General features: G+C 52.2%; 14 protein-coding genes. 8 read left to right on the top strand and 6 right to left on the bottom strand.

Features of this window, described 5'->3' with window-relative positions; translation table 11 throughout:
• The 5 genes from LLG96_04595 to LLG96_04575 form a co-directional block, all read left to right on the top strand.
• On the top strand, positions 1 to 1,359 hold a 1,359-nt coding region (locus tag LLG96_04595; GenBank protein ID MCE5249482.1), incomplete at its 5' end, for an asparagine synthase C-terminal domain-containing protein.
• A gap of 421 nt (positions 1,360 to 1,780) precedes the next feature.
• Positions 1,781 to 2,959 carry a hypothetical protein gene (locus tag LLG96_04590; protein ID MCE5249481.1) on the top strand — a complete coding sequence of 393 codons (1,179 nt, stop codon included), beginning with the start codon at positions 1,781 to 1,783 and terminating at the stop codon, positions 2,957 to 2,959.
• 60 nt (positions 2,960 to 3,019) lie between these two features.
• Complete coding sequence (locus LLG96_04585) at positions 3,020 to 3,784, top strand: class I SAM-dependent methyltransferase (protein ID MCE5249480.1); 765 nt, start codon at positions 3,020 to 3,022, stop codon at positions 3,782 to 3,784.
• A gap of 3 nt (positions 3,785 to 3,787) precedes the next feature.
• Positions 3,788 to 5,278 (top strand): B12-binding domain-containing radical SAM protein, encoded by a 1,491-nt coding sequence (locus tag LLG96_04580; protein ID MCE5249479.1) that lies wholly within the window; start codon positions 3,788 to 3,790, stop codon positions 5,276 to 5,278.
• A gap of 258 nt (positions 5,279 to 5,536) precedes the next feature.
• Positions 5,537 to 6,973: a DUF362 domain-containing protein gene (locus LLG96_04575; protein ID MCE5249478.1), complete on the top strand. Its 1,437-nt coding sequence runs from the start codon at positions 5,537 to 5,539 to the stop codon at positions 6,971 to 6,973.
• A gap of 150 nt (positions 6,974 to 7,123) precedes the next feature.
• Here the strand turns inward: LLG96_04575 and LLG96_04570 are convergent, their stop codons facing one another.
• Positions 7,124 to 10,276: a hypothetical protein gene (locus LLG96_04570; protein MCE5249477.1), complete on the bottom strand. Its 3,153-nt coding sequence runs from the start codon at positions 10,274 to 10,276 to the stop codon at positions 7,124 to 7,126.
• A 113-nt stretch (positions 10,277 to 10,389) separates the two neighbouring features.
• Complete coding sequence (locus tag LLG96_04565) at positions 10,390 to 11,610, bottom strand: RidA family protein (GenBank protein MCE5249476.1); 1,221 nt, start codon at positions 11,608 to 11,610, stop codon at positions 10,390 to 10,392.
• 509 nt (positions 11,611 to 12,119) lie between these two features.
• Here LLG96_04565 and LLG96_04560 point away from each other — a divergent pair.
• The 3 genes from LLG96_04560 (at position 12,120) to LLG96_04550 (ending at position 16,089) form a co-directional block, all read left to right on the top strand.
• On the top strand, positions 12,120 to 13,508 hold the full coding sequence (locus LLG96_04560; protein MCE5249475.1) for a Gfo/Idh/MocA family oxidoreductase: 1,389 nt from the start codon (positions 12,120 to 12,122) through the stop codon (positions 13,506 to 13,508).
• A 151-nt stretch (positions 13,509 to 13,659) separates the two neighbouring features.
• Positions 13,660 to 14,469, top strand: coding sequence for an RraA family protein (locus LLG96_04555; protein ID MCE5249474.1), 810 nt, complete (start codon positions 13,660 to 13,662; stop codon positions 14,467 to 14,469).
• A gap of 45 nt (positions 14,470 to 14,514) precedes the next feature.
• Positions 14,515 to 16,089, top strand: coding sequence for a M81 family metallopeptidase (locus LLG96_04550; GenBank protein ID MCE5249473.1), 1,575 nt, complete (start codon positions 14,515 to 14,517; stop codon positions 16,087 to 16,089).
• Between the two features lie 125 nt (positions 16,090 to 16,214).
• Here LLG96_04550 and LLG96_04545 read toward each other — a convergent pair whose 3' ends face one another.
• The 4 genes from LLG96_04545 to LLG96_04530 form a co-directional block, all read right to left on the bottom strand.
• Positions 16,215 to 18,128, bottom strand: a complete 1,914-nt coding sequence (locus tag LLG96_04545; protein MCE5249472.1) for an SMP-30/gluconolactonase/LRE family protein — start codon at positions 18,126 to 18,128, stop codon at positions 16,215 to 16,217.
• A 67-nt stretch (positions 18,129 to 18,195) separates the two neighbouring features.
• A complete protein-coding gene (locus LLG96_04540) occupies positions 18,196 to 20,187 on the bottom strand; it encodes an FAD-binding protein (protein MCE5249471.1) in 1,992 nt (663 codons plus the stop codon).
• 46 nt (positions 20,188 to 20,233) lie between these two features.
• Positions 20,234 to 21,325 carry a zinc-binding dehydrogenase gene (locus tag LLG96_04535; GenBank protein MCE5249470.1) on the bottom strand — a complete coding sequence of 364 codons (1,092 nt, stop codon included), beginning with the start codon at positions 21,323 to 21,325 and terminating at the stop codon, positions 20,234 to 20,236.
• Between the two features lie 74 nt (positions 21,326 to 21,399).
• On the bottom strand, positions 21,400 to 22,423 hold a 1,024-nt coding region (locus LLG96_04530), incomplete at its 5' end, for a flavin oxidoreductase/NADH oxidase (GenBank protein MCE5249469.1).

Raw genomic sequence — 22,423 nt, 5'->3', positions numbered from 1 at the left:
TCCCGCGATCCCGACGAGAGGGCGATAGCGGACTATCTTGTTCATTCACGGACTGATTGTTTCGAGTGGACATTTTTTAAAGACATCCGTCGTCTCGAACCGGGCTGTTTTTTAAGTATTCCGTTCGAATCAACAACGCTTCCGGAACCCCGGCGATGGTGGAACCTCTCCGAAACCCTCGAAACGCTCTCCGGGCGGGATCAGGAATATCAGGAACGGTTTATCGAACTTTTCACATCATCGGTGAAACTGAGGCTCAGAAGCGATGTTCCCGTGGGAACCTGCCTGTCGGGAGGGCTCGACAGTTCGGCGGTAGTATGTGTCGCCAGGCCATGGCTCGAAAAGGGCAACCAGAAAACGTATTCGGCAGTGTATGGTCCGTCATTCAGCGAGGACGAAACGGTTTACATCGATGAAATAACACGGTTTATCGATGTCGAGAGCCACCGTGTCCGCCCCTCGCCCTCGCAGCTTGCGGATGATATCAACGACCTCATCCACTGTCAGGACGAACCCTTCGGCTCGACAAGCCAGTATGCACAGTACAGCGTATTCCGGCTCGCCCGTAAACACGGTACAACGGTCACTCTCGATGGCCAGGGCGCCGACGAGGAGCTTGCGGGTTATCATTACCTGTTCCCCGTCTTTTTCGCGGGACTCATGAGAAACATGAAACCGCTACAGGCTTGGCGCGAGTTTGCCGCGTACCGCTCCCTGACAGGCGCACCTCTGGTGCGGTCACTGTCCGCTGCAGGCGCCGGTTTTCTGAGTCACCGGGCAATGATCCGCATGGCAAACCGTTATGATCGCGGAAGGAATGTTTCCTGGGTAAACGGAGATATCGTCAACATAGCCCGGACAATCGAATCACCACAGACACCTGAATTTTCCGACCGGCTCAACGGACGGCTGTATGAGCTGTTCACCAGATCGAGCCTCCCTGCTCTGCTGCGTTACGAGGACAGAAATTCGATGGCCTTTTCCGTCGAGGCGCGGCTCCCGTTTCTCGACCACCGGCTGGTATCGTTTTTATTTTCCCTGCCTTCCGATCAGAAAATCCGGAGCGGCAGAACCAAATATGTCATGAGAGAGGCGCTCAAAGGGCTTGTGCCGGAATCCATCCGCACGAGGAGCGATAAAGTCGGATTCTCGACACCGGAAGCCCACTGGTACCGTAACGAGATGCTTCCCTATATCCGTGAGGTGATAGGCTCTTCTACAACACGGAAACGCGGACTGTATGCTGTTCCGAAGCTCATGAGCCTTATCGATGTAAACGCAGCGGGTACTGTCAATGCAGGAAGAGCGATATGGCGGGCATTGAATCTCGAGTTGTGGTTTCGCCGTTTCATTGATTAATCCTGATTGAAATGGAACGCGGATTTTTACGGATTTGTTTTATATATATTTTTTATGTCAGCCTTACAGTGGGCAACCACGGGGGATTGCCCCTACAATAAAAATATGTGCTATCAATAAAATATGCGCGAACAATTATTTCGTCATGTATAATAATCATCATGTCTCTTTGTACCTTTGTGCCTTTGTGGTGAAATATTTTCACGAATAAACCGGGGTAATTGTCACGAATAACCTTCATGACCATGGATAGTCACAACGAAAAATGAAAAATGTATGCATGCTGCATATGGATTCCCGATTAATGATTCGGGAATGACGGCGTTACTGGGACTCCAGACACCAGACCGGGAATTCAGCACCGGAAACCGTCGATGCATTTTCAGATAAACCGGGGTAATAATCCAAAGGAAAATTACGATTGAGCGGGCAGGAAACACAGTACGAGGAACATCTGAGAGCCGTTCTCAGGGCAGCGCAAGACCGTGATTATGCCGGTTACAGTAAATTCGACGCGCTTAACAGCCCGCTGCTCAGGATTCTTTCACTCAATAACAGGTGGCTGCGGCTTGCATACACGCAGGCAGTAAAGGCATGTCCTTTCAATATCAGGCCCCATATCGGAGTCCGGCAGTCACGGAATCCCAAGGGTATCGCCCTGTTCGCCCGCGCATACCTGTTTCTCCATGAAAAAACAGGAGACCGTCAATTACTCGACGAGGCCGAAACCCTGATCCGCTGGCTCCTCGACAACCCGAGCCCCGGCCGCAACAACCTCTGCTGGGGGTACAATTTCATCTGGCAGAATACCATTTTCCTTCAGGATATGTATGAACCGAATCTCGTGGTCACCGTCTTTGCCGGCGAGGCCCTCATTCACGCTTACAGGACATCCCGCAGAGAGGAATACCTGGAATGTGCCCGGTCGGTCGCTCGTTTTATCCTCGACGATCTTCCGGTACTCCATGAAAACGAGGACGAGCGGGCGGTTGCATATGTAGTTCGAAAGGTTGACGCGGTTGTACTCAACAACAACGCTCTCGCCGGAGCTTTCCTCATCAAGCTCTGGAAAGAAACGGGCGATGAATCCCTCCGGAGCACGGCGCAAAAATTGCTATCCTACACGGTCAACCGTCGGACAGATTATTATGCGTGGTATTATACTCATCCAAAGGAGAAATCGCCGATTACCCATGACAATTACCATACGGGGGGAATTCTCGATGCGCTCCTCGATTATTACGAAGAATCGGGCGATGACCGTTTCATGAATATTTACCGGCACGGGCTCGCGTTCTACCGGGAGCACCTGTTCGATAAGAACGGTGCACCGCGGTGGATGAACGATAAACGGTATCCCCATGATATTCACGGCGCTGCACAGGGAATCATCACCTTTACGAAGGCAAGCCGTCATGTCGAAGCATACAGGGAACAAGCTACAACAATCGCCGAATGGGCGCGGAACACGCTGTACCGTCCCGAAACCCATGATTATGCCTACCGTAAGGGACGGTTCATGACATGGAACTACTCGCTCATGAGGTGGTGCAATGCATGGATGGCGCGGGCGCTCGGAGAGCTGCTGACAGTTAAATGACACATACAGATGGCAGTGTAAATTATTATTGTATCACTTACTGAAAACGGATTACCATTCATGATAGGCAGAGAACTCGAATTTGACACATCACTGTCGTGGCCTGAACGACTCTATATAAAGATATTCGGAATACCCATAAACGGCCTGAGAATCAGAGCGCGGAGAGTGCTGCCGCTCATCTCTTCACAATATAAAAACATCCTTGATTCAGGCTGCGGACAGGGAGTATTTACCTTCGAGATCGCCCGCCGTCTCCCCGGCAGTATGGTTACGGGAGTGGATACGGACCGGGGAAAGCTTGAAAGAAACGGACGGATCGCCCTGTCGGCGGGATTGACCAACTGCCGGTTCGAATATATGGATATGACCAGACCGTCGAACAACGAACATTATGACCTTGTTCTCAGCCTCGATGTCCTCGAACACATCGATGACGATGACAGCATACTCCGTTTTTACCATTCCGCTTTAACGTCCGGCGGGAATCTGATCCTTCATGTACCTGCATATCACCGACGGTGGTTTTTTTTCCGGTGGAAGCAGAATTTCGATGTTGAAGGGCATGTCAGGCCGGGCTATTTAATGGAAAATATTACGGAGAAAGTCAGAAATGCGGGTTTTACCATCTCGGAGCACCACTACACATACGGCTGGCTCGAAACGATCACCAATAATATCTCGTACCTGATCACCGGCGCCGGGATGAAACATAAATATTTGTATGCGCTTGTATTTCCGCTGCTTCTTCTCGTCTCGTATTTCGGGAAAGACAGCAAACCCTCCCGCGGTGCGGGAATCCTTATCCTGGCGGAGAAGCCATAGACAATGTCAGCACCGACTCCACATGAAATAGTCCTTGTTCAGCCGGGACCGCACCGTATGCAACTCGGCGGAGCGCTTCTCCACCTGCCTCTTGCTCTCATGTCCCTTGCCGCATGGCTGCGCCGTGACGAACGGTATGGGGATTGCATCCGGATTCTCGACATGCACATACACAAACCCGACCCATCCATGTTCGAGCGAGCACGGATAGTCGGCATCACCGCCATGACCGGGCAACAGGTGTATTACGGGCTGCAGGCGGCTGCGATGGTGCGGCGTGTCAATCCGAAAGCGATAATCGTCTGGGGCGGCGTCCATCCCACCCTCATGTACGAACAGACTATCCGGCATGAGTTTGTCGATGTGGTAGTTTCGGGCGAAGGCGAGGATACCTTCAAAGATGTTGTCGATGCGGTTTTTTCGGGCGTACCAATCGAGGGAATTCCCGGCACCTGCGTTAAGGACGGCAACGGAGGAATTACTGCCGGACCGGAGAGGGAACTGCTCGACATGAACGATCTTCCGCTGCCGGCTTACGATCTTGTGGATATCCATGATTACAGCGGGATAGAATTCCAGTTCGATTACCAGTCCTCGCGAGGATGCCCCTTCCGCTGCGGTTTCTGTTATAACACGGTCTTTTCGGGAAGGAGATGGCGGGCCAAAAACCCAGTAAAAGTCGCGGAAGAGCTGGCATATCTTCAGAAACGCCATGCTGTCAAAAATTTCGCCATGGCGGACGACGAGTTTTTCATCGATACACGGCGAATCGAGACGCTGTTCGGGGATATCCTCGAACGGGGGCTCCGGTTCGGAATCGTTGCTTCCTGCAGGCTCGACATCATCCGTAAATTCTCGCCGGAATCTCTGGCCATAATGAAAAAGGCCGGTGTATTCCAATTGTTTTTCGGCGCCGAATCCGGTTCGGAGACAACACTATCCCTCATCCGCAAGGACATAACCGTCAATGACATTATCGAGGGCGCACGAAGGGTTGCAGAAGCAGGAATTCGCCCAATCCTGAGCTTTATGAGCGGTTTTCCGGGCGAAACATTCGAACAGTTCGGGCAGACGCTCGATACTATAGAACGGCTGCGGAAAACACACCCGCTCATAACGGTCAACGGCGTATTCCCCTTTAATGCCTATCCGGGAACGGAGCTGTTCTGCAAATCACGGGAAATGGGCCTTAAAACACCGGAAACACTCGATGCATGGGGAAGCTGGAACTTTCAGTACGAGCCCGATAATCCCTGGCTTGACAGAAGAATGAAACAGTGGATGCAGATAAGTTTTTATATTGTCCGGTTCAGGTACTACCTTGCACGGTATGGAGACCGTCACGGGAACGGTTTCAGGGTTCGTCTCGTCAGGTTATTATCCATGCCGCTTACTCTTTCGGCGCGAATACGCTGGTCGAAGCGCTGGTTCGGTTTCGCATGGGAATGGAGGCTTTTCGCTTTTATGGTTCGAAAGACCTTCGGATATTTATAGAGTCGAGTGTTATCTTCCTGGTACGTTCTATTCACACGATTGAATAGAATGCGTTTTTAACGGATGAATTTATTTATATACCTCATAAACCATAAAATTTACATTATATTTACATTTATCGCTGCGCTTATGAACTATTCGAATTAACCGTATTATTTTTTATAAATGCAACGCCTGCTTTGGCAGAGGCGTGTAACAGAAGAAACGAAAACACGAAGACATACATTAAGATAACCGTAATCAGAAGGACTATGTACCATGAAACGAAGAAATTTTATTAAAACGGCAGCGACCGGCGCCGGGACCATCACAGCTCTCTCCATGTGCGAGATGTTTAAGCCGAACGATGCGGGCGCTTTCCCGACAAGCGGAGGAATGGGTGTCGAAGAGGCGCTCTATATGCTCGATAATGGCAAAGAAAAGAACATCGCTCCTGCAATCAGGCCTGAAATCCTCTCCAATCCCCGGGCAGTTTTCATCATCGAAACCCATGTCGATGCCCGTAAGGACGAAAGCGGCCATTTTACCGAAGCGGTTCCTCAGCTCGAATCTGCGGGACGGAGTGTCGCAGCGGATATCTTCGTGAAAGGCACGGCGAAAGGCGGTTCGACATTCATCAAGCCGAATTTTACGTTTGTCTACGATTATTGTTACAACAGGACAACCGGAGTATATTCATCGCCCGATTTTATCGGCGGCATGGCCGAGCATCTGCGTGACCTCGGGAACACGAACATCGTATGCGGCGAGGGCCCTACGGCAGCGAGAATACACCGGCTCGGCGGCGTTTACGATGCATTCGATGCGCATAATTTACCCATGATCGAGGCGGGTTACGAGCGGTTTTCACATTTCAAAAAGCATGAGCTCAACTGGAAGAAAACACAAAATTCCCTCATCTGGAAACAGATTCCCTATTTCCGACCTATCGCCGATGAGGACAATTTTTTCATCAACGTTTCTGCGCTCAAATGTCATTTTACCGCACTGACAACACTCACGGTTAAGAACCTCCAGGGATGCGTCCCCGTCGGGTACGGTCAGCTCTGCACTTCCTGGGATGCATTCGAACATGACGCCGAGCGCGCGGGAATACCCTATAAGCGGGATTTCTACAGTGATTTCCAGCAGCGGATCGAAGCATCGTTTCTCAAGCACCGTGCAGCGGGTTTCAAACGATGGGACCCGACGGGCAGTTACAAGCGGTACGAGGACAAAGGCGGATGGGATGCCTACAAAAAAGTTAAAAAAGACCCGGATGCGCTGAAAGACTTCATGAACGGCATAGACTCGCTCATGCAGCATGAAATGTGGATTCAGCGCGGGCTCGACAATGCCGAAACGCTCAAACCCACGATCAGCATCGTCGAAGGAATCATCGGCCTGGACGGCGAGGAACTCAACAGGGACAGGATCGGTGACGACCAGTTATGCAACATAATTTTTGTCGGCCTTTCGCCCTTCGAGATCGATGCGGTCGCGAGCTATTACATGGGTCACGATCCCCGGGAGCTCTGGTATACCAGAGTTGCAAAAGAACGCGGTTTCGGCGAATGCGATCCCGGCAAAATAGATATCTACTGGATACGCAACGGAGAGATTATCCCTCTGAAAAATCTCTCCGAGATCAAACGTCACCCGATCGGACTCAACTGGGCGCGTCTGAAAGACCCGAACGAACGGCTTTTCTGGTAAAAAGAGCCGGATAATATTCGTAACCCTGTCCTGTTGAACAAGTTCAGCCTCACCGACTGGTACAAACTGTAAACCGCGCCTGATAAAGCGTATATGTTTCCCATCAGAACGCGACTTAAAAATGCTCTTTAGTTTCACAGGCTTTACCGTTCACTCGCACACGATAACGGAGAAATTCTCAAAAAGGCCGTATCCAATGCTGTCATATTCCACCCCCGAAGGCTGATGTTCAGGCGCGGACTCGAACATGGCAGGCCATGCCCTCCCGTGAGGGGGATTGTTATGATGCGGCCCGAGGAGATTTTTCAGCGTCCCGTATACAACGACCGTAATCTCATTGGTGCCGTCCTGCACCATGCCGGTGATATCCGCTTCATAGGGCGGCCAGCCTATTATTCCTGCCGGTTTCCCGTTTACCTGTATCTCAGCGACACAGCCGAGCCACTTCCCGAGGCGGACGAGATACCTCTGTTTGCCCGCGGAAAGTGTATATGTTCCGGTATACGATACCCCGTCTGAATAGAACGGCAGCGCCTGGTCTTTCCATGACCCCACCGTAAGCGGCAAAGGTGATACGATCATCGAGCCTTTCTCAACGGCTTTCAATCCGAAGTTCCCATAGATATACACCGGCTCCAGTTCGGAATGAATGGTCATCGGTGAAGCAGTGAGCGTAAGATTGTTCATCCCCGGTCTGACATGCTCTCCGATGTCGTACACTCCGAATGACCGGTCGAGCCGCCATTCACCCGGACGTGGTTCGACAGCTTTCCCGTTTATGCTGACCTTCCACAGGTTCGGCCGTTCGACTACAGCCTGAAGCGATGCCGTATCGACACCATTATCAACGCTGAACGGGAATCGCGCCTCGAAACCGGATTTCGGCGGAAATACATTCTTATCAAGAATATTGGTTTTATACTGGACAGCCCTGTGCCATGGATCGCCTGAAAGCCCGAACTGTTTGAATATCGCCTGAGCGGCAGTGAAAAAGTACATGTCCTTCTGCTCTCTGCCGCCCAGTTTCAGATCACAGTAGTCAAGCGTCAGCGCATTGGGAGCTGTCATCTTGACGGTGAGTTCTCCCGATAACGGGACCGGCGTCTCCTTCAAACAGGCCGTCTTTACTTTCAGGCCCTTTTCAGCGGAACGGCCCGCGAACAGGAGGAGGCTTCCCGCCGGAGGAAGATTAAAGGCAACCGTTAAATCTTTACCGGAACTCTTTGCAGGGTATGATGTTATCTCTCCGCTTATCGGGTCGAACTCAAGTACTGCGCGGCCTTGCGTTTTCAGCGCCCCAGTGGAGCTTTCGGTCAGGCTGGTGTTGACAAGGAAAATCAATTCCCCGTCCTCGAAACGGCGGCGGTGATGAAACAGTTTACCGGAAATATTCTCGGGCTGTATTATTGTAAAATCTTTTTCAGCGAGAACCGTACGGGCATTCTGCTCTGAAACGGAACCGGCTCTGGTCCACTGCCCCGGATACTGTGAAGCAAGCGACGGGATTGTTTCCGATGCTGTGCCGTCCACGAACTTCGGCGCATCGACAAACGACAGAATTTTCCCTCCGGTCTTAAGATAATTCTCGATCAGCCGTGCTGTCGGGAGGTCGAGATTTTCCATGCCGGGAGGAAACACAACGAGATCATATGAACGCTTACCAACGATAAATTTACCGTTATCAGCCGACCCGTGATCCTTGATGATGTTTTCGCACCCGATGTCATATTCAACCTGATAACGCTCCAACTGCTGTACGAATTCCTGGAACGATTTACCGATAACGCCGCACTGTTCGTTTTTCTCCCCGATACCATAATACATCCAGGCCGTTGTGGTCGGTTCGATAACGAGTATATGGTTGATCTGCGCGCCGGAAGAGAGGGCAAGCGACAAACGCCCGAAATAATCGACCTGCTCTCTGTATAATTTCCACCAGGGTTCGTGGTATGAAAACGACTGCGGATGATCGCGCTTCCGTGCGCCCATGATGGTGACATAGGAAAGATGTTGATTGAGTGTATTCACCCCGAGAACATACTCCCAGTCCCCTATCCTTTTCATGTCCTCGAAGCGCAGGTCCCATCCCCCGGCGCCGTATGTTTCGCTGAGGGTTCTCGTGCGCCCCATCTGGTTGGCGGCACTGATCAGCTCCTTTACCGCACGGGCATTCCCGAACTGGGCGTTCACATCTTCGCTGTATTCGTTCATGAGAATGTCGATGGACGGAACATCGTGCCATGCATACATCGCCATGTTATCGCCGCCGTGATGGGGACTCGGCCACCCGTGTTCCCAGTAATGCCCCGTCCAGAACATATTGTTTTTCTGACAGTAGTCGTGCCACGGTTTGCTCCATCGCTCGATAAACTGTTCGAGAAGCAGCCCATAATAGTCATGGCGAACCCGTTTCCAGTCGCCAGTCTCTTCGAAGAGCGACGGCAGCGTTGCTTTGAGATCGTACCCCCAACGCTCGCTGAATTTATCGAACAGCGAGGGTGTCCAGCGCAGGCAGTTGGCGGCAGGCGGAGCGATATTCGGCTCATCGGTAAAAATGCCCGGAACCGTTTTCCCGAACTCGCTTCCTATGCTCTTTTCATACCCGCTCATTGTCACTTCAATGAACTTCTCTGTAACACCATCGAGGAGAAGATCGACATACGAGTATCCGCCATACCATGGGGATTTACCGTAATATGCCAGATCGAACACATAGTAATCGCCCTTCCTGTTCCGTTCCTGATCGAGACGGCCGGTTATATCGACAAAGCCGGAATCTTCTTTTTTTAGAACGAGATAGGGTTTCTGCGCCGCTTTTCCGGGGAGCTCTGTCGCGCGGCGAAGAACGAGCCCCTGGCCTTTCTCGTATGATTCGGGCATCTGCGCGGGTACATTACCGCCGGCGAACCCGCTCGGATATGAATTCTCGTCATACAGCCATACCTCGATACCGAGCGTTTTCGCTTTATCAACCGCATATCTGCACAGGGTAAACCACCTGTCCGAGAGATAGGGCGTTATGAGCCCGGGACGGGGATGAATGAACAAGCCTCCGACATTTTCAGCTTTGAAATCGGCAAGCTGCTCATCGATTTCCTGCTCCGTGATATCGTCGTTCCATACCCAGAACGGTACGGTGCGGTATTGAGCGGGAGGTTCCGCGAACAAAGTCCTGAGCTGGGCAGATGTTTTCACATCCGAGGTGATCTCAGGGACAGGGCTTTCAATCTTCGAAGAAGTACATCCGGCGTAAAGCAGGATTGCCGCAGTAACAATTACCCCGTAAAAAAGACCTTTACGCATTGTCGACGCTCCTCAGAAAAAGGTTTCCCGACGCGATATATAAGGAAACGGTCATGGTATGACTTCGTGTGCATGAATACTTCATGTTATCATAATACAGCCGATAACCGGATTCACTTCTTCCGTTCACCTGCCATGATAAAGGATGCTTTCAGCCTCACATCATTCTTCTCGAACCCGTGATTGGGCTGAAAACAGGTTCTCACTCCCGGTCCGTTCGCTGTGAAATACTCCTTGTACATATCGTTCATCGGACCGTAATCGTTGATGTTCCGCAGATATACATTCGCCGATACAATATCTTCGAATCCGAGCCCGGCTTCCTTCAGAACATCGAGGTGGTTCTGCATAAGCTGCCTGAACTGCTTTTCAATATCGACCGTCCCGATACCCTCGGATGGTACATATCCGGTCTGGGCTGATAGATAGAGTATGTTTCCCGACCACATTCCGGGACTCGCTGTCGGGGCTGTTTCGCCCGGACCGTACTTCATGCTCGGGGGACGAACCACTTTGCGGGTCGAAAGATCGGTGGTCGCTATACAGGTAACCTCGACATGATTCCCGCCGGGAATTCCTTCCACGAATACGGTGACACGCGCGGGCTCGTTACCAAACTCGAAAAATTCGCTGTAGACCTTGTTGAAAACGCCGTAATTCTCATAATTGTCAAGATATATGTTGCTCCAGACAACATGACCGAAACCGAGTCCGGCTTCTTTGAGCGCCGCTTCCATGTTCTTCATGGCCTGACGGGCCTGATCCTCGAATGTTTCGGGCTGACCGCCGCCGGGAATGGCGCTTCCCCTTCCCGAAACATAGAGGGTATTCCCCGCAAGAACACCGAGACTGTAGGTAAGGTCTTTCGGCCCGACTATCTTACGTTCGGACAGGTCGCTATATGCTATGGCGGTTATTTCAATCTGCGACGGACCGGGGATATTGGCGACGCTGATAGTCGTCCGCGCCGGTGAATTCGACGGGAACGTCTCTTTCCACGCCTTTGTCATTTCACCCGCCTGATCGGGGTCCTCGAGCATCACCCAGGCCTGGACGACATTTTCAAGGTCGAGACCCGCCATTTTGAGAGAATTCTGTATGCTCTTCATGCACCGCTGTGTTTTGGCGTAATATGTTTCATCGGGGCTTTCGGGATTACCGTCGCCGGTCCCGGCAACGAAATATGTCTTTCCCACCATAATGCCGGAATAATACAATGTCGGAGCCGCTCCCGGACGGGAGAATTTTTTAATGAGGGGATCGGCTGCAATGCTGTATGAAATGAACAGGACGATGATTATACACATCAATAAACAGAAGGTGATTCTTTTCATGGTATCGTTCTCTCCTCACCATTAAAAATGTGAACTACGTTCATTAATTGAGATTTTTATCCCGGATATATGTCGGATACTAGATTTTTTACTATTCCGCACTACACAATTTCAAATAAAAAAACCGTTAATACAAGCTCTTTTTTACACATGCCTTATCATGTTTCCTTTTTTTATGGTTTATTTATTGTGGATAATAATAATGTTGCTATTATATGTCTAACCGAGTGTTATGCATGTCTTTTAAAGTAATGTATTCAATGTTTCGCTTTGCTTTCGAGATTATTACCGTGATATTTCAGATACCAATGAAATATATAATGATACCTTAACGGTTTTTGCATATAATAGTACTGTCTGTTTCATGATGCGGAACGAAAATATATGGACTCATTAATTGCTCAGACATGATCCTTATAATATCCCAAACAGTAATATTCGGAATCATCGGTATAGATAGCAATTACCACACGGAGTGTAACCCATTATCTGAGAAAGGATAAACTCCCATGAAAAACAGCGCCAAGGACAACCCTTCCAAACGTACATCGCTCACCCGGCGTCATTTCATCAAAGGAACGGCTGCAGCGGCGGCAGCCTTCACTATTGTACCGCGTCATGTGCTCGGAAACGGCGTCAAATCGCCCAGCGACAAGCTCAACGTAGCCGGAATCGGAATCGGCGGTGTCGGAAAAAGTAACATCAAGAATCTTGCTGACGAAAACATCGTCGCCCTCTGCGATGTGGACGATAACTATGCTGCGGAAGTCTACAAGCTCTATCCCAATGCAAAGACATACCGCGATTACCGGGTCATGCTCGAAAAGCAGAAAGATATCGATGGTGTCGTCATCGCGACACCTGACCACACCCATGCGGTGATCGCCATGATGGCGATAAAAATGGGAAAGCACGTGTACTGCCAGAAACCCCTGACAAGACTCGTTTCGGAAGCCCGTGCGCTCACTGAAGCCGCCCGTAAATATAAAGTCGCCACCCAGATGGGTAACCAGGGCCATTCAGGCGAAGGTGTTCGTCTCATCTGCGAATGGATATGGAACGGGGCAATCGGCACGGTTCGTGCAGTCGATGCATGGACCAACCGTCCTGTCTGGCCTCAGGGCATAGACCGTCCCAAAGACACGCCGCCGGTACCATCCACGCTCGACTGGGACCTCTGGCTCGGACCGGCACCCATGAGGCCCTACAATCCGATCTATCTGCCGTTCTCATGGCGTGCATGGTGGGATTACGGCTCGGGAGCGCTCGGCGATATGGCCTGCCATGTCCTCGATCCCGTATTCACAGCGCTCAAACTCAAATACCCGACAAGCGTCGAAGCGAGTATCTCGACCTTTGTAAGCCCCGAAAAGATGTGGGTGAAAGTCGACAACAAGGAAACGTTCCCCCAGGCTTCCATCGTCCGCTATAATTTCCCTGCCCGCGGAGATATGCCGCCGCTTAAAGTCACCTGGTACGACGGCGGGCTTTTACCCGAACGTCCGGCCGAGCTTGAGCCCGACCAGTCGATGGGAAACGGCAGCAGCGGTGTGATCTTCATCGGCGACAAGGGTAAATTGATGTGCAACGAATATGGCGATAAACCGCGGCTGATTCCCAAAACCGTGATGGATTCCTATAAGCAGCCTCCTCAGACAATCCCGAGAATTGTCGGCTCTCACGAACAGGATTGGGCGCGTGCCTGCAAGGGCGGAGAACCGGCATGCTCCAATTTCGATTATTCGGGGCCGTTGACAGAGATGGTTGTCATGGGTAATCTTGCCATGCGTTATCCCCAGAAGAAGCTCGAATGGGACGGGGAAAACATGCGTGTGACCAATTTCCCGGAAGCGAATGATTACGTCCAGACACATTACCGCGAGGGATGGACATTATAAGCGCTTCTGCCGGATGTTGTATAGTAAGGTTATCATACCGGCATTGCACCTTTTTCCGGACATCTTGTTGTTATCGATGCTTCCGGACACAACGTACTATATAATTTTCAAACGTTTCACCTTCATTTATCGGTGAGAAGGGAAATATTTTATGAAAAACGGACAATTCAATCGAAAGAGGCGAAAATTACTGGTCAGCGGCGCGTCGCTGGTCGGAGCGACCATGGGAGGTTCCCTGTTCACCACTCTGACGGGCGGGTGCGAGGAAAAAAAGACGGGGACAGTAAAAAAATCTGCGGGGCAACCATCACGATACCTCAAGTACAAGGACAAGCTCGACAGATTCTTCAGCCCTGTTCTTCAGGATGTCATGGATGCCATGAATGTGAGGGTGCAGTGCATGAATCCGGGAATCCGGCCTCTCGACAACAAAATGAAGGCATGGGGTGAAGCGGTGACCATTTATCTGGAAACCGTAACTAAAGTACCCGATAAACCGTTTCAGATGGAGATGGAGCTCCTCGATGATACAAAGGAGGGCCAGCTCATCGTCGCCCAGTGTAATGCTCCCCTGCTTTCAGCTTTCTGGGGCGGGCTTCTGACGAATGCGGCGGTCGGACACAAAGTATCCGGCGTTGTCATCGACGGCGGCGCACGCGACTATAACGAGATAACGGAGCTGAATTTCCCCGTTTTCTGCAAGGGTCTCTCTCCCTATGATTCCCTCGGACGGATGGATGCAAAAGAACGCGATATTCCCATCGAATGCGGCGGTATCAGGGTTTGTCCGGGTGACCTTGTCTTTGCCGATGTGGACGGCATCGTGGTCGTTCCGCAGGACATCGTCGACGAGGTTATCGCCAAAGCATGGGAAAAGGTCATAGGCGAGAGCAAAGTCCGCGAGGAACTCCGTTCCGGCGCGGGTGTCGTCGATACATTCAAAAAATACCATATTCTTTGATTTTTTCGAGAAACAGCGAACCATTACATTCAAACGGGTGATAGAATGAAACCGTTAAAAAAAGGCAGCAGGAGACACTTCATCAAATCGGCAGGTATCGGCTCACTTGCCGCATCGGGCGTCCTCGGTACATCCGTGTCATCATGCGGGACATCGGGGAAAAATGCCCGGGCCCCCAAAAAGCGGATCATGGTGGGTACGTTCAGCGATGAGACCAATACGTTCATCAACGAGAAACGAACGCTCGACGATGTGAAAAAATCCGCCCGATACGGTGATGACGTGTTCAAAAAAGGCGGACGGATGGTCCACGGCACCCCCGGCGGCTCCATGGACGGATTTGTGGACGTTCTCGAAATGTACGATATCGAACTTGTCGGCTCGATCGAGGCCCACGGTAATCACCGGATCATGACCGAAGAGGTGTTCGATTATGTCACCGGCTGTATGCTCGATACTCTCGACAAATATCCGGTGGATGCCGTCTATCTCAATCTTCACGGCGGCGGGTGCACGATCGGGCATGATGACCTCGAGGGCGAAACGCTCGCGCTGATACGCAAAAAGGTCGGCCCCGATATTCCCATTGTCTTTACCATGGACCTCCACTGTACGGTCACTCCCCTGATGGCCGAGGCGGCAAATGCAGTCAGCGTCTTCCGAACCTACCCCCATATCGATGCATTCGAGTGCGGTTACGAGGTTGCCTCGATTCTTATGGGCGCTCTGTCCGGAAAGGTCAAACCGGTCATAGCGGTCAGGAAAATCCCGCTCATGATCGGTCCCCCGCTGAACGTTCTCACGAGCGAAATGCCCATCAAACATGTGTATGACCGCGCCCGCGAAATGCAGCGGATGATACCCGGAGTCCTCACCTGCTGCCCGTGCCACGGATTCATGCAGCAGGACATACCGACACAGGGCGCAGGAATCATCGTCACAACCGACGGCGACAGGGAGCTTGCGCAAAAGCTCGCGGACGAACTCGGCGACCTGATGTTCAAGTATCGCAAAGAGTACTGGGTGCATCTGCCCGGGCCGGAGGAAACGATACGTCTCGCCAGGAAACCCTCGGACAAACCGTATGCAATTGCGGACGGCGGCGACAACATCGGCGCTGGCGGCGCGGGTGACGGGACCCATCTGCTCCGCGAGATACTGAAACAGGGAGTCGATTCGGCGTTTGTCCAGATATATGACCCGGAATCGGCGCAGAAAGCCTTCGATGCCGGTGTCGGCTCCACAATGACTCTCGATGTCGGCGGTAAATCCGATCCCATGTACGGCCCGCCGGTCAATGTGACGGGCAAGGTCAGCGGTGTGTCAAAGGAGGGCGATTCATGGCATCCGGCTGCCCGAATCGAGGTCAAGGGTGTCACCATCCTGCTCAATACGAAGCGGATAGGCCCCGACGACCAGACAAACGTGCGCGCGATGGGCATCTTCCCGGAAAAATACCGAATGACCGTCTGCAAGGGCGGATTTGCGTTCCGTCCTCAGTATCCGGCCACCGTGTACAATTATATCCTGTGCGCGTCGCCCGGATATTCTTCGCCCGATCTCACGACCTTTACATGGAAACGGATACCGCGACCGATATACCCGCTCGATGATATCTGAGAAGAAGGGGCAAAGGGACAAAGGGGCAAAGGGACAGAGGGATAAGGGAAAGAACCCTATACTGACAGGAAAGGCCGGATAATATATCATTCCGGCCTTTTCGATATTCTCCCTGAAGAGATTGATCACCGTTTGAGCGTATATGCGGCTCCCCTCACATTGGTGCGAATCCTGTATACCTTGTCGTTGCATAATACATAGAGCGTCTTTCCGTCCTCGTCCCCGAAACAGCAGTTGACCGGCATGAGCGGAAAATGGATATAGCCGAGCATATCGCCGTCCGGCTTGATGATCTGAAGGCCGATGATCGATGTTATGTATACGTTGCCGAGCTCATCCATGGTCATGCCGTCTACCTGCGGGTTGACGCTCTTTGCGTCAAGCACCTCAGGGGTCACGTAGAGATCACAGAATTTGCGACCGTTTGAGAGGCTGCCGTCCGCATTGATGTCATACGCCATGATAAAGTTGTCGGGTGTGCTGTTGACATAGAGGATCCTGCAGTCGGGACTCAGGATGAGGCCGTTGGGCTTTTCGAGCGTTCCCGGCTCGATGACCCTGATGACCTTACCATCCGGCTTGCGGTAAAATACGCTCCTGCCGGGCTGCATGAAGGGCTTGGGGAGAATCTGCGGATCGGTGAAATAAATGCCGCCCTTGTCGTCGACAGCGAGGTCGTTCGGCCCGTCGATCCGGACGCCGTTGTACCTGTCCGCCAGCGTCCGCACCACGTTACCCTTCGTGCTCATTTCGATCACACGGTGGCCGAACATATCGCAGACCGCCATGTTGCCGTTGCCGAGCGGGAAGGTACCGTTCGTTTCCATGCCGGTAGCTATGTAACGGTATGTGCCATCGGGGTCCATCTCGACCGTGGCGCTTTTATCGGGAAAGCCATTCCATTTGTCGTCATATCCCATACTCGAAAAATAGAGCTTCCCGTTTATCCATGACGGGCCTTCGCAGTAACAGAGTCCCGGTCCCTTTTTCGCTCCATCTACCACAAGCTCAATCTCCGAATCTTCTGGAATAACGGCATGATACTCCGCAAGCTTCCGGGCCATGATTTCGGTATAATCGGAGCGGACAGGCCAGAACACATCGAGCACATCACAGCCGTATGGGCCGGTTGAGCCGCCATACACCATCCCGGAAGGAATGTATGCAACATCACCCGCCTGCATCTGGTCGACGCTGTCGAGGAGAATCTCGTCAATCGACCCGCGGAGCACGATCATGAGGTGCTCTTCGGGCTGGTTTTCACGGGCGAAAGCAGTGTTGGGATCCATTCTGAGAAAACTCAACTGCACACCCTTACCGGCGATAAGACGGGTGTTGGCTTTCGGAGCAATCTCGGTAAACTGAACATTGTACAGGTCATACACTTTCCCGGGAGCGATTGTCGGTGCGGCAATAAAACCACCTGCGGAAACTGTCGAAGGAACCTTCCGTACTCCCGCTTTTTTCAGATAATCGGGCCGGACAGGACAGGAAACATCGAGGATTTCGGCGCCTTCACTGCCGGCTTTGACCGCGTTTTCGGCGCCTTTTTCAAGGTATACAAACTCGTTAAGCTCGCGGTATCCCGATATGGGTGTCATTCGCTCGCTGCCATGAGCGCGCATGGTAACATTGGCGCCGTTAATGAGCTGTTCGACTGAACCTTTCATGACGACCATGATGCGTTCGCCGGTCAGCTTTTCGCGGGGGATTTCCGCTCCCGGGGAAAATGTCATCCAGCTTACAAGCGCCCCTCTGCTCCAGTACATCCGGGCTTTCACGCCGGAAGCAATCTCTGTCTCGGGAAGATTTTTAAGAGAGGCTATAACGCCCGGTTGAAGATTGGGGATGATTTTTGTATCGGGAATATCGGTACGGATACGCTCCCTGATGCCGTATTGCCTGACAATATCATCGTTCGCCGATTTCCACGCTGGCTGTTCCGATTTCTTCGAACAGCAAAAACATGAAACGAGCACGATCAGGCTTGCCACAATCACAGGGATATACATCTTTATCGTACGTTCGGTTTTTCGCATACACCTATCCTCCGGTTATGTGCTCACATCTTTCCAAATAATGTAATAACAACTCTATATCCAGAATTCATTCAATTATCCGATCGTTCATGAAATCGTTCCATACGCGCTCGAACCATATGTCTTCATGCGGTATCGGCCGCACAGTCTCCCATTCACACTCACAGACCCCATTTTTCAATGTGATAACCTGGATACGGTCCGAGAGTGTATCTTTTCCGGCAGTAAAACGAAACTGATCGGGAAGATTGTCTGACGGCAGAACACCATCTGAATCCCAGACCAGATACGATCCCCTGCTTTTTCCGCCGCTTTCAATGTAAAAGGCAATCGCGCTCAGATATGCATATCCGGCGAGGAGAAGGTCATAATTACGGTATGCGTCGGGCAATTCAGCGAGAGCCCAAAGCCGTGTCGAGCTTTCAAGGTTTCCGAGCATATGTGCCGTATCCGTTATTGCGGAACGGATATCTTCGAGACACCGCAGAATCCCGCCGCATCTGTCCATCCGTTCGTGAATGGATGACCTCAGCGCAGCAACCGTGCTTTCCTGCCCGATATTAGCGGCAAAACGCTCCCCCATCGCCAGTTTCTTTTCCACCTGCGCCATACAGGCAGATAGAAACTCATCCAACGGCGGAGGCTGTTCCCTGTAACGCCGTGAAATATACTGTGCTGCACGGGTGCTGCCCACCTGTCCGGCATTGAGAGCGCTCCCGCCGGGCCGGTAGACTCCATGGCTCCCGTTCACCTCGCCAACCGGGAAAAAGTGCTTCCGGTTGCTCTCCCACCAGATATCGCCGTACAGGCCGCCGTTATTGTGCTGGGCGCATACGGCGATTTCGAGATAATCCCGGCGGAGATCGATTCCATGGTCTTTGAAAAGGGCAACAGCCGGAGGATTCATGTGTTCGAGACGTTCAACGGGGATTCCATAAAGCGCGCCTGATTTTTCAAGGTAATGGCGGCATTCCTCGCCGGAGAGCGAAAAATCGAGCTCCCCGTTTGTGGATGCTGATGAGGGATTGCGCGTATAGTCGAGATAAACCCGTCTCCCGCGTATCACGGTCTCGTTGTATACGAGGATATCGATGAGCGATGAACCGAAGCCGCGAACTTTATTCGCATCGAACGGCCACTGGTACCCTTTCAGGAATACCGCATCGAGCATACGTCCCGGATTGTCAAAATACCCGTCGAGAAACTCACGCTCGTTTCCGCCATCACAGTCAGTCGATACATACCGCGGCAGAACCTGCTGGAAAGTGCCCGAAAGGTTCCACCGGAATTTGACCGAAGCAATACCGAACTGCCATTCCGTGAGGTTTTTCCCTTTCACGCCCGCCTCGAATGCTATACCGCTCGCTCCGGTCTGGCATTCGGGATAGACCGATGCGCCAAACAATCCGGCCGGGCCGCCGGTTGCATAGACGATGTTCGTGCAATTGAAGAGCGTATATCTCCTGCTGGGATTTTCGAGTTCGTTGAGATTGAGCGCGAGCAGACCAGTCGCTTTTTCTCTCTGGCTATCGGTCAGTATTCCGATAATCATGAAGCCGTCAAAAACAGTTATACCCTTCTGCTCGATCTGTTCCCGGAGTTTTTCGGTCATATACCGCGAGGTCAGAGGTCCCGCCGATGTCGCCCGCTGCAAGGGATCGTGGTCGGTCTTGTAACCGGCATACTCGCCATACCGGTTGAACGGGAACGGGACGCCGATGTCGACAAGATGGCAGAAACATCCGGTGGACATCGCGGCTTCGACGAGCGCGATATCACCGTGCATCGCGCCGCCGATGTAAAGCGTCTCCGCCATTCCGCGCACAGAATCGGGAGTGTTCCCGGAAAGCGTCAGCTTGTAGTAGGTCTGTTTGTCGGACCCGGCGTTACGGGATGTTCCACCGGTTAAAGACTCGGTTACAATAGCTATATCGTCCTGCCCGAACGCATAGAGACGGTCTGCGGCGTTGAGTCCCGCAGCTCCGGAGCCGACGATGACGGTATTGAGTGAATATACCGGAACAGTCAGCCCGTGTATCGTGACAGTTTCGTATTTCATGGTTCAGCCTCGCGAAACAATCCTTTTACCCTTTCGCACACAGTGGTTACGGAACTATAACCGCCTTGACTGCTTCACGCTTTTCCATGACAGACAGCGCTTCGTTTGCCTGCTCGAGCGCAAAACGGTGTGTCACAAGCCGTGCAAACAGATCGGGACGGCTCAGGACAAGGTCGAGCGCCCGACGGACATGTCCGGTATCGCTCACCCAGATTCCCTGAATCCTGATATTGTTCCGCACGATATCCCGGTAAAAATCGATCGATTCAGTCCCCGCAGGCTGCGAATAACCGGCAGTAAGGTATGTCCCGCCTTTTCGCAGAAGTTTTATCCCCTCTTCTGCGACACCGGCGGCGCCTGCGGCTTCCACCACATAATCCGCTCCCCTTCCCCATGTGCTGTCCATGACCACCGCACGCCGTTCATCGGCAGTCGTTTCGCCCCGGTTCAGGAGGCTGGTCGCACCGAAATCTCCGCACAGACTGAGACGGTGAGCGGAACCGCCGATCACGATTATCTGCGACGCTCCGAGACTGCGGGCAAACGCAACCGCAAAAATACCGAGCGGGCCGGGACCCTGAACGACAACCGTCCGCCCGAGCAGGCTTTCCCTTATCATATCGAAAGCATGCGCCATGGTCGCCCCGGAACATGCGGCCGGTACGAGGGCTGCCGGATCGACGGTATCAGGAACCTTGAAGATATCCGTCTGAGGCCGCAACACGATATAATCGGCATAACAGCCGTTAAGGTACGGTTTTTCACTGAATGAAAATGTAATGCCATAAACATGCCGTCCGGTACAGAGCGAAGGTTCCCTGAGAACGGCGCAGTACCAGCATTTCCCGCAGGTGAGCCCACGGTTCCATATGATCCTGTCGCCGGCCACGAGCGGTAAACCGTTCACAGTCAGTTTTGCCCCGTTCATGTCCGTAATCGTACCGATACCTTCATGACCGAGAACGACCGGAAGCGGTATCCTCGAATCCTTTCCGTTCCACATGTGGACATCGGAACCGCACACACCCGAAGCGAGAAGCCTCACAAGAATCTCTCCGCGATCGAGAGGCGGTATTTCGACCTCCCTGAGAACGAGCGGCTGCCGAAACGATTCAAGTACCATTACTCTGCTTTTCACATTGTCCTCGTTTCACTTTACTATTCTAAATTGTGGCCATATCAATCTCAAATCTTCATTCGCCGGACTCTTTTTTACACGTGGTCCGCACTACCTGAACCTGAAAGCGAGGATTTACCCTCGCTCACCTGACGGTAAATGGGAAAGTAAACTGCAGCGTCACGGATCACACAGCCTGTTCTGCCGCCGTATCGCATGATTTCCGAACATTTTCCGCAGGTTATACAGCATTTTTTACGCTCCATTTGTCCTCTTGCAAGTATATCACGGGGAAAATAAGGGTATGCAAATGCCTGTCTTCCGAAGCCCGCCACAGCAAACCAGCCTTCGCGAATTCCACCGGCAGCGCAGTGGGCGCCGAATTCCCTCAGCCAGCTCAGACCGGTGGAAATAACCGCCATTCCGGGAACAGCTTTTTGAATCTCACGGCTCATGGCAAGCATCCTCTCAACTCCATAAAGCGGATGCTCACGTGGAACATACGGCCCGGTATCGTATGGCCTCCCGATATGCGGATTATAGTAAGGATTACCTGCGGTTACGTTTATAAGATTCACACCTCTGTGTGCCAGCAGTTTTACGAGTGATACCGGCTCTGATATATCATTCTTGCGCTCATCCTCATCATCGACTCCCCAGCCGTACGGAAACGGTACAGCGTCATATGCACCGAGCCTAACGGTAACAGCCAGTTCCCCGTTTGTCCGTGCGGTTATCTTGTCAATAATATTGAGCAGAAACCGTGTCCGGTTCTCGAAGCTGCCCCCGTACCTCCCCTCTCTCTCGCGGGCTGACAGCAGATCGGCAATCAGGTATCCGTGACAGCTCTTGATATCGACCGCATCGAAGCCGATTTCACCAGCAAGAATGGCCGCGTCAGCAAAGTGGTCTTCGAGTTCCTCGAGCTCATCATCAGTAATTATTCGGTATCGGACATCCTCTGAAAATCTGGTGTCAAGATAAGGGTTCTTTACCGCACAGACCGGTGCAGGAGCCGACTCGGGCCTGCTGTAACGGCCCGAATGGGTCAACTGGAGCACGGTGAATGGTTTACCGTCCGAACCGGAGCGGTTGGTTGCTCCGCGAACCGTCGAATCA

Source organism: bacterium (assembly GCA_021372535.1).
Lineage (GTDB): Bacteria > Latescibacterota > Latescibacteria > Latescibacterales > Latescibacteraceae > JAFGMP01.
This window is presented reverse-complemented; position numbering and strand designations above follow the sequence as displayed.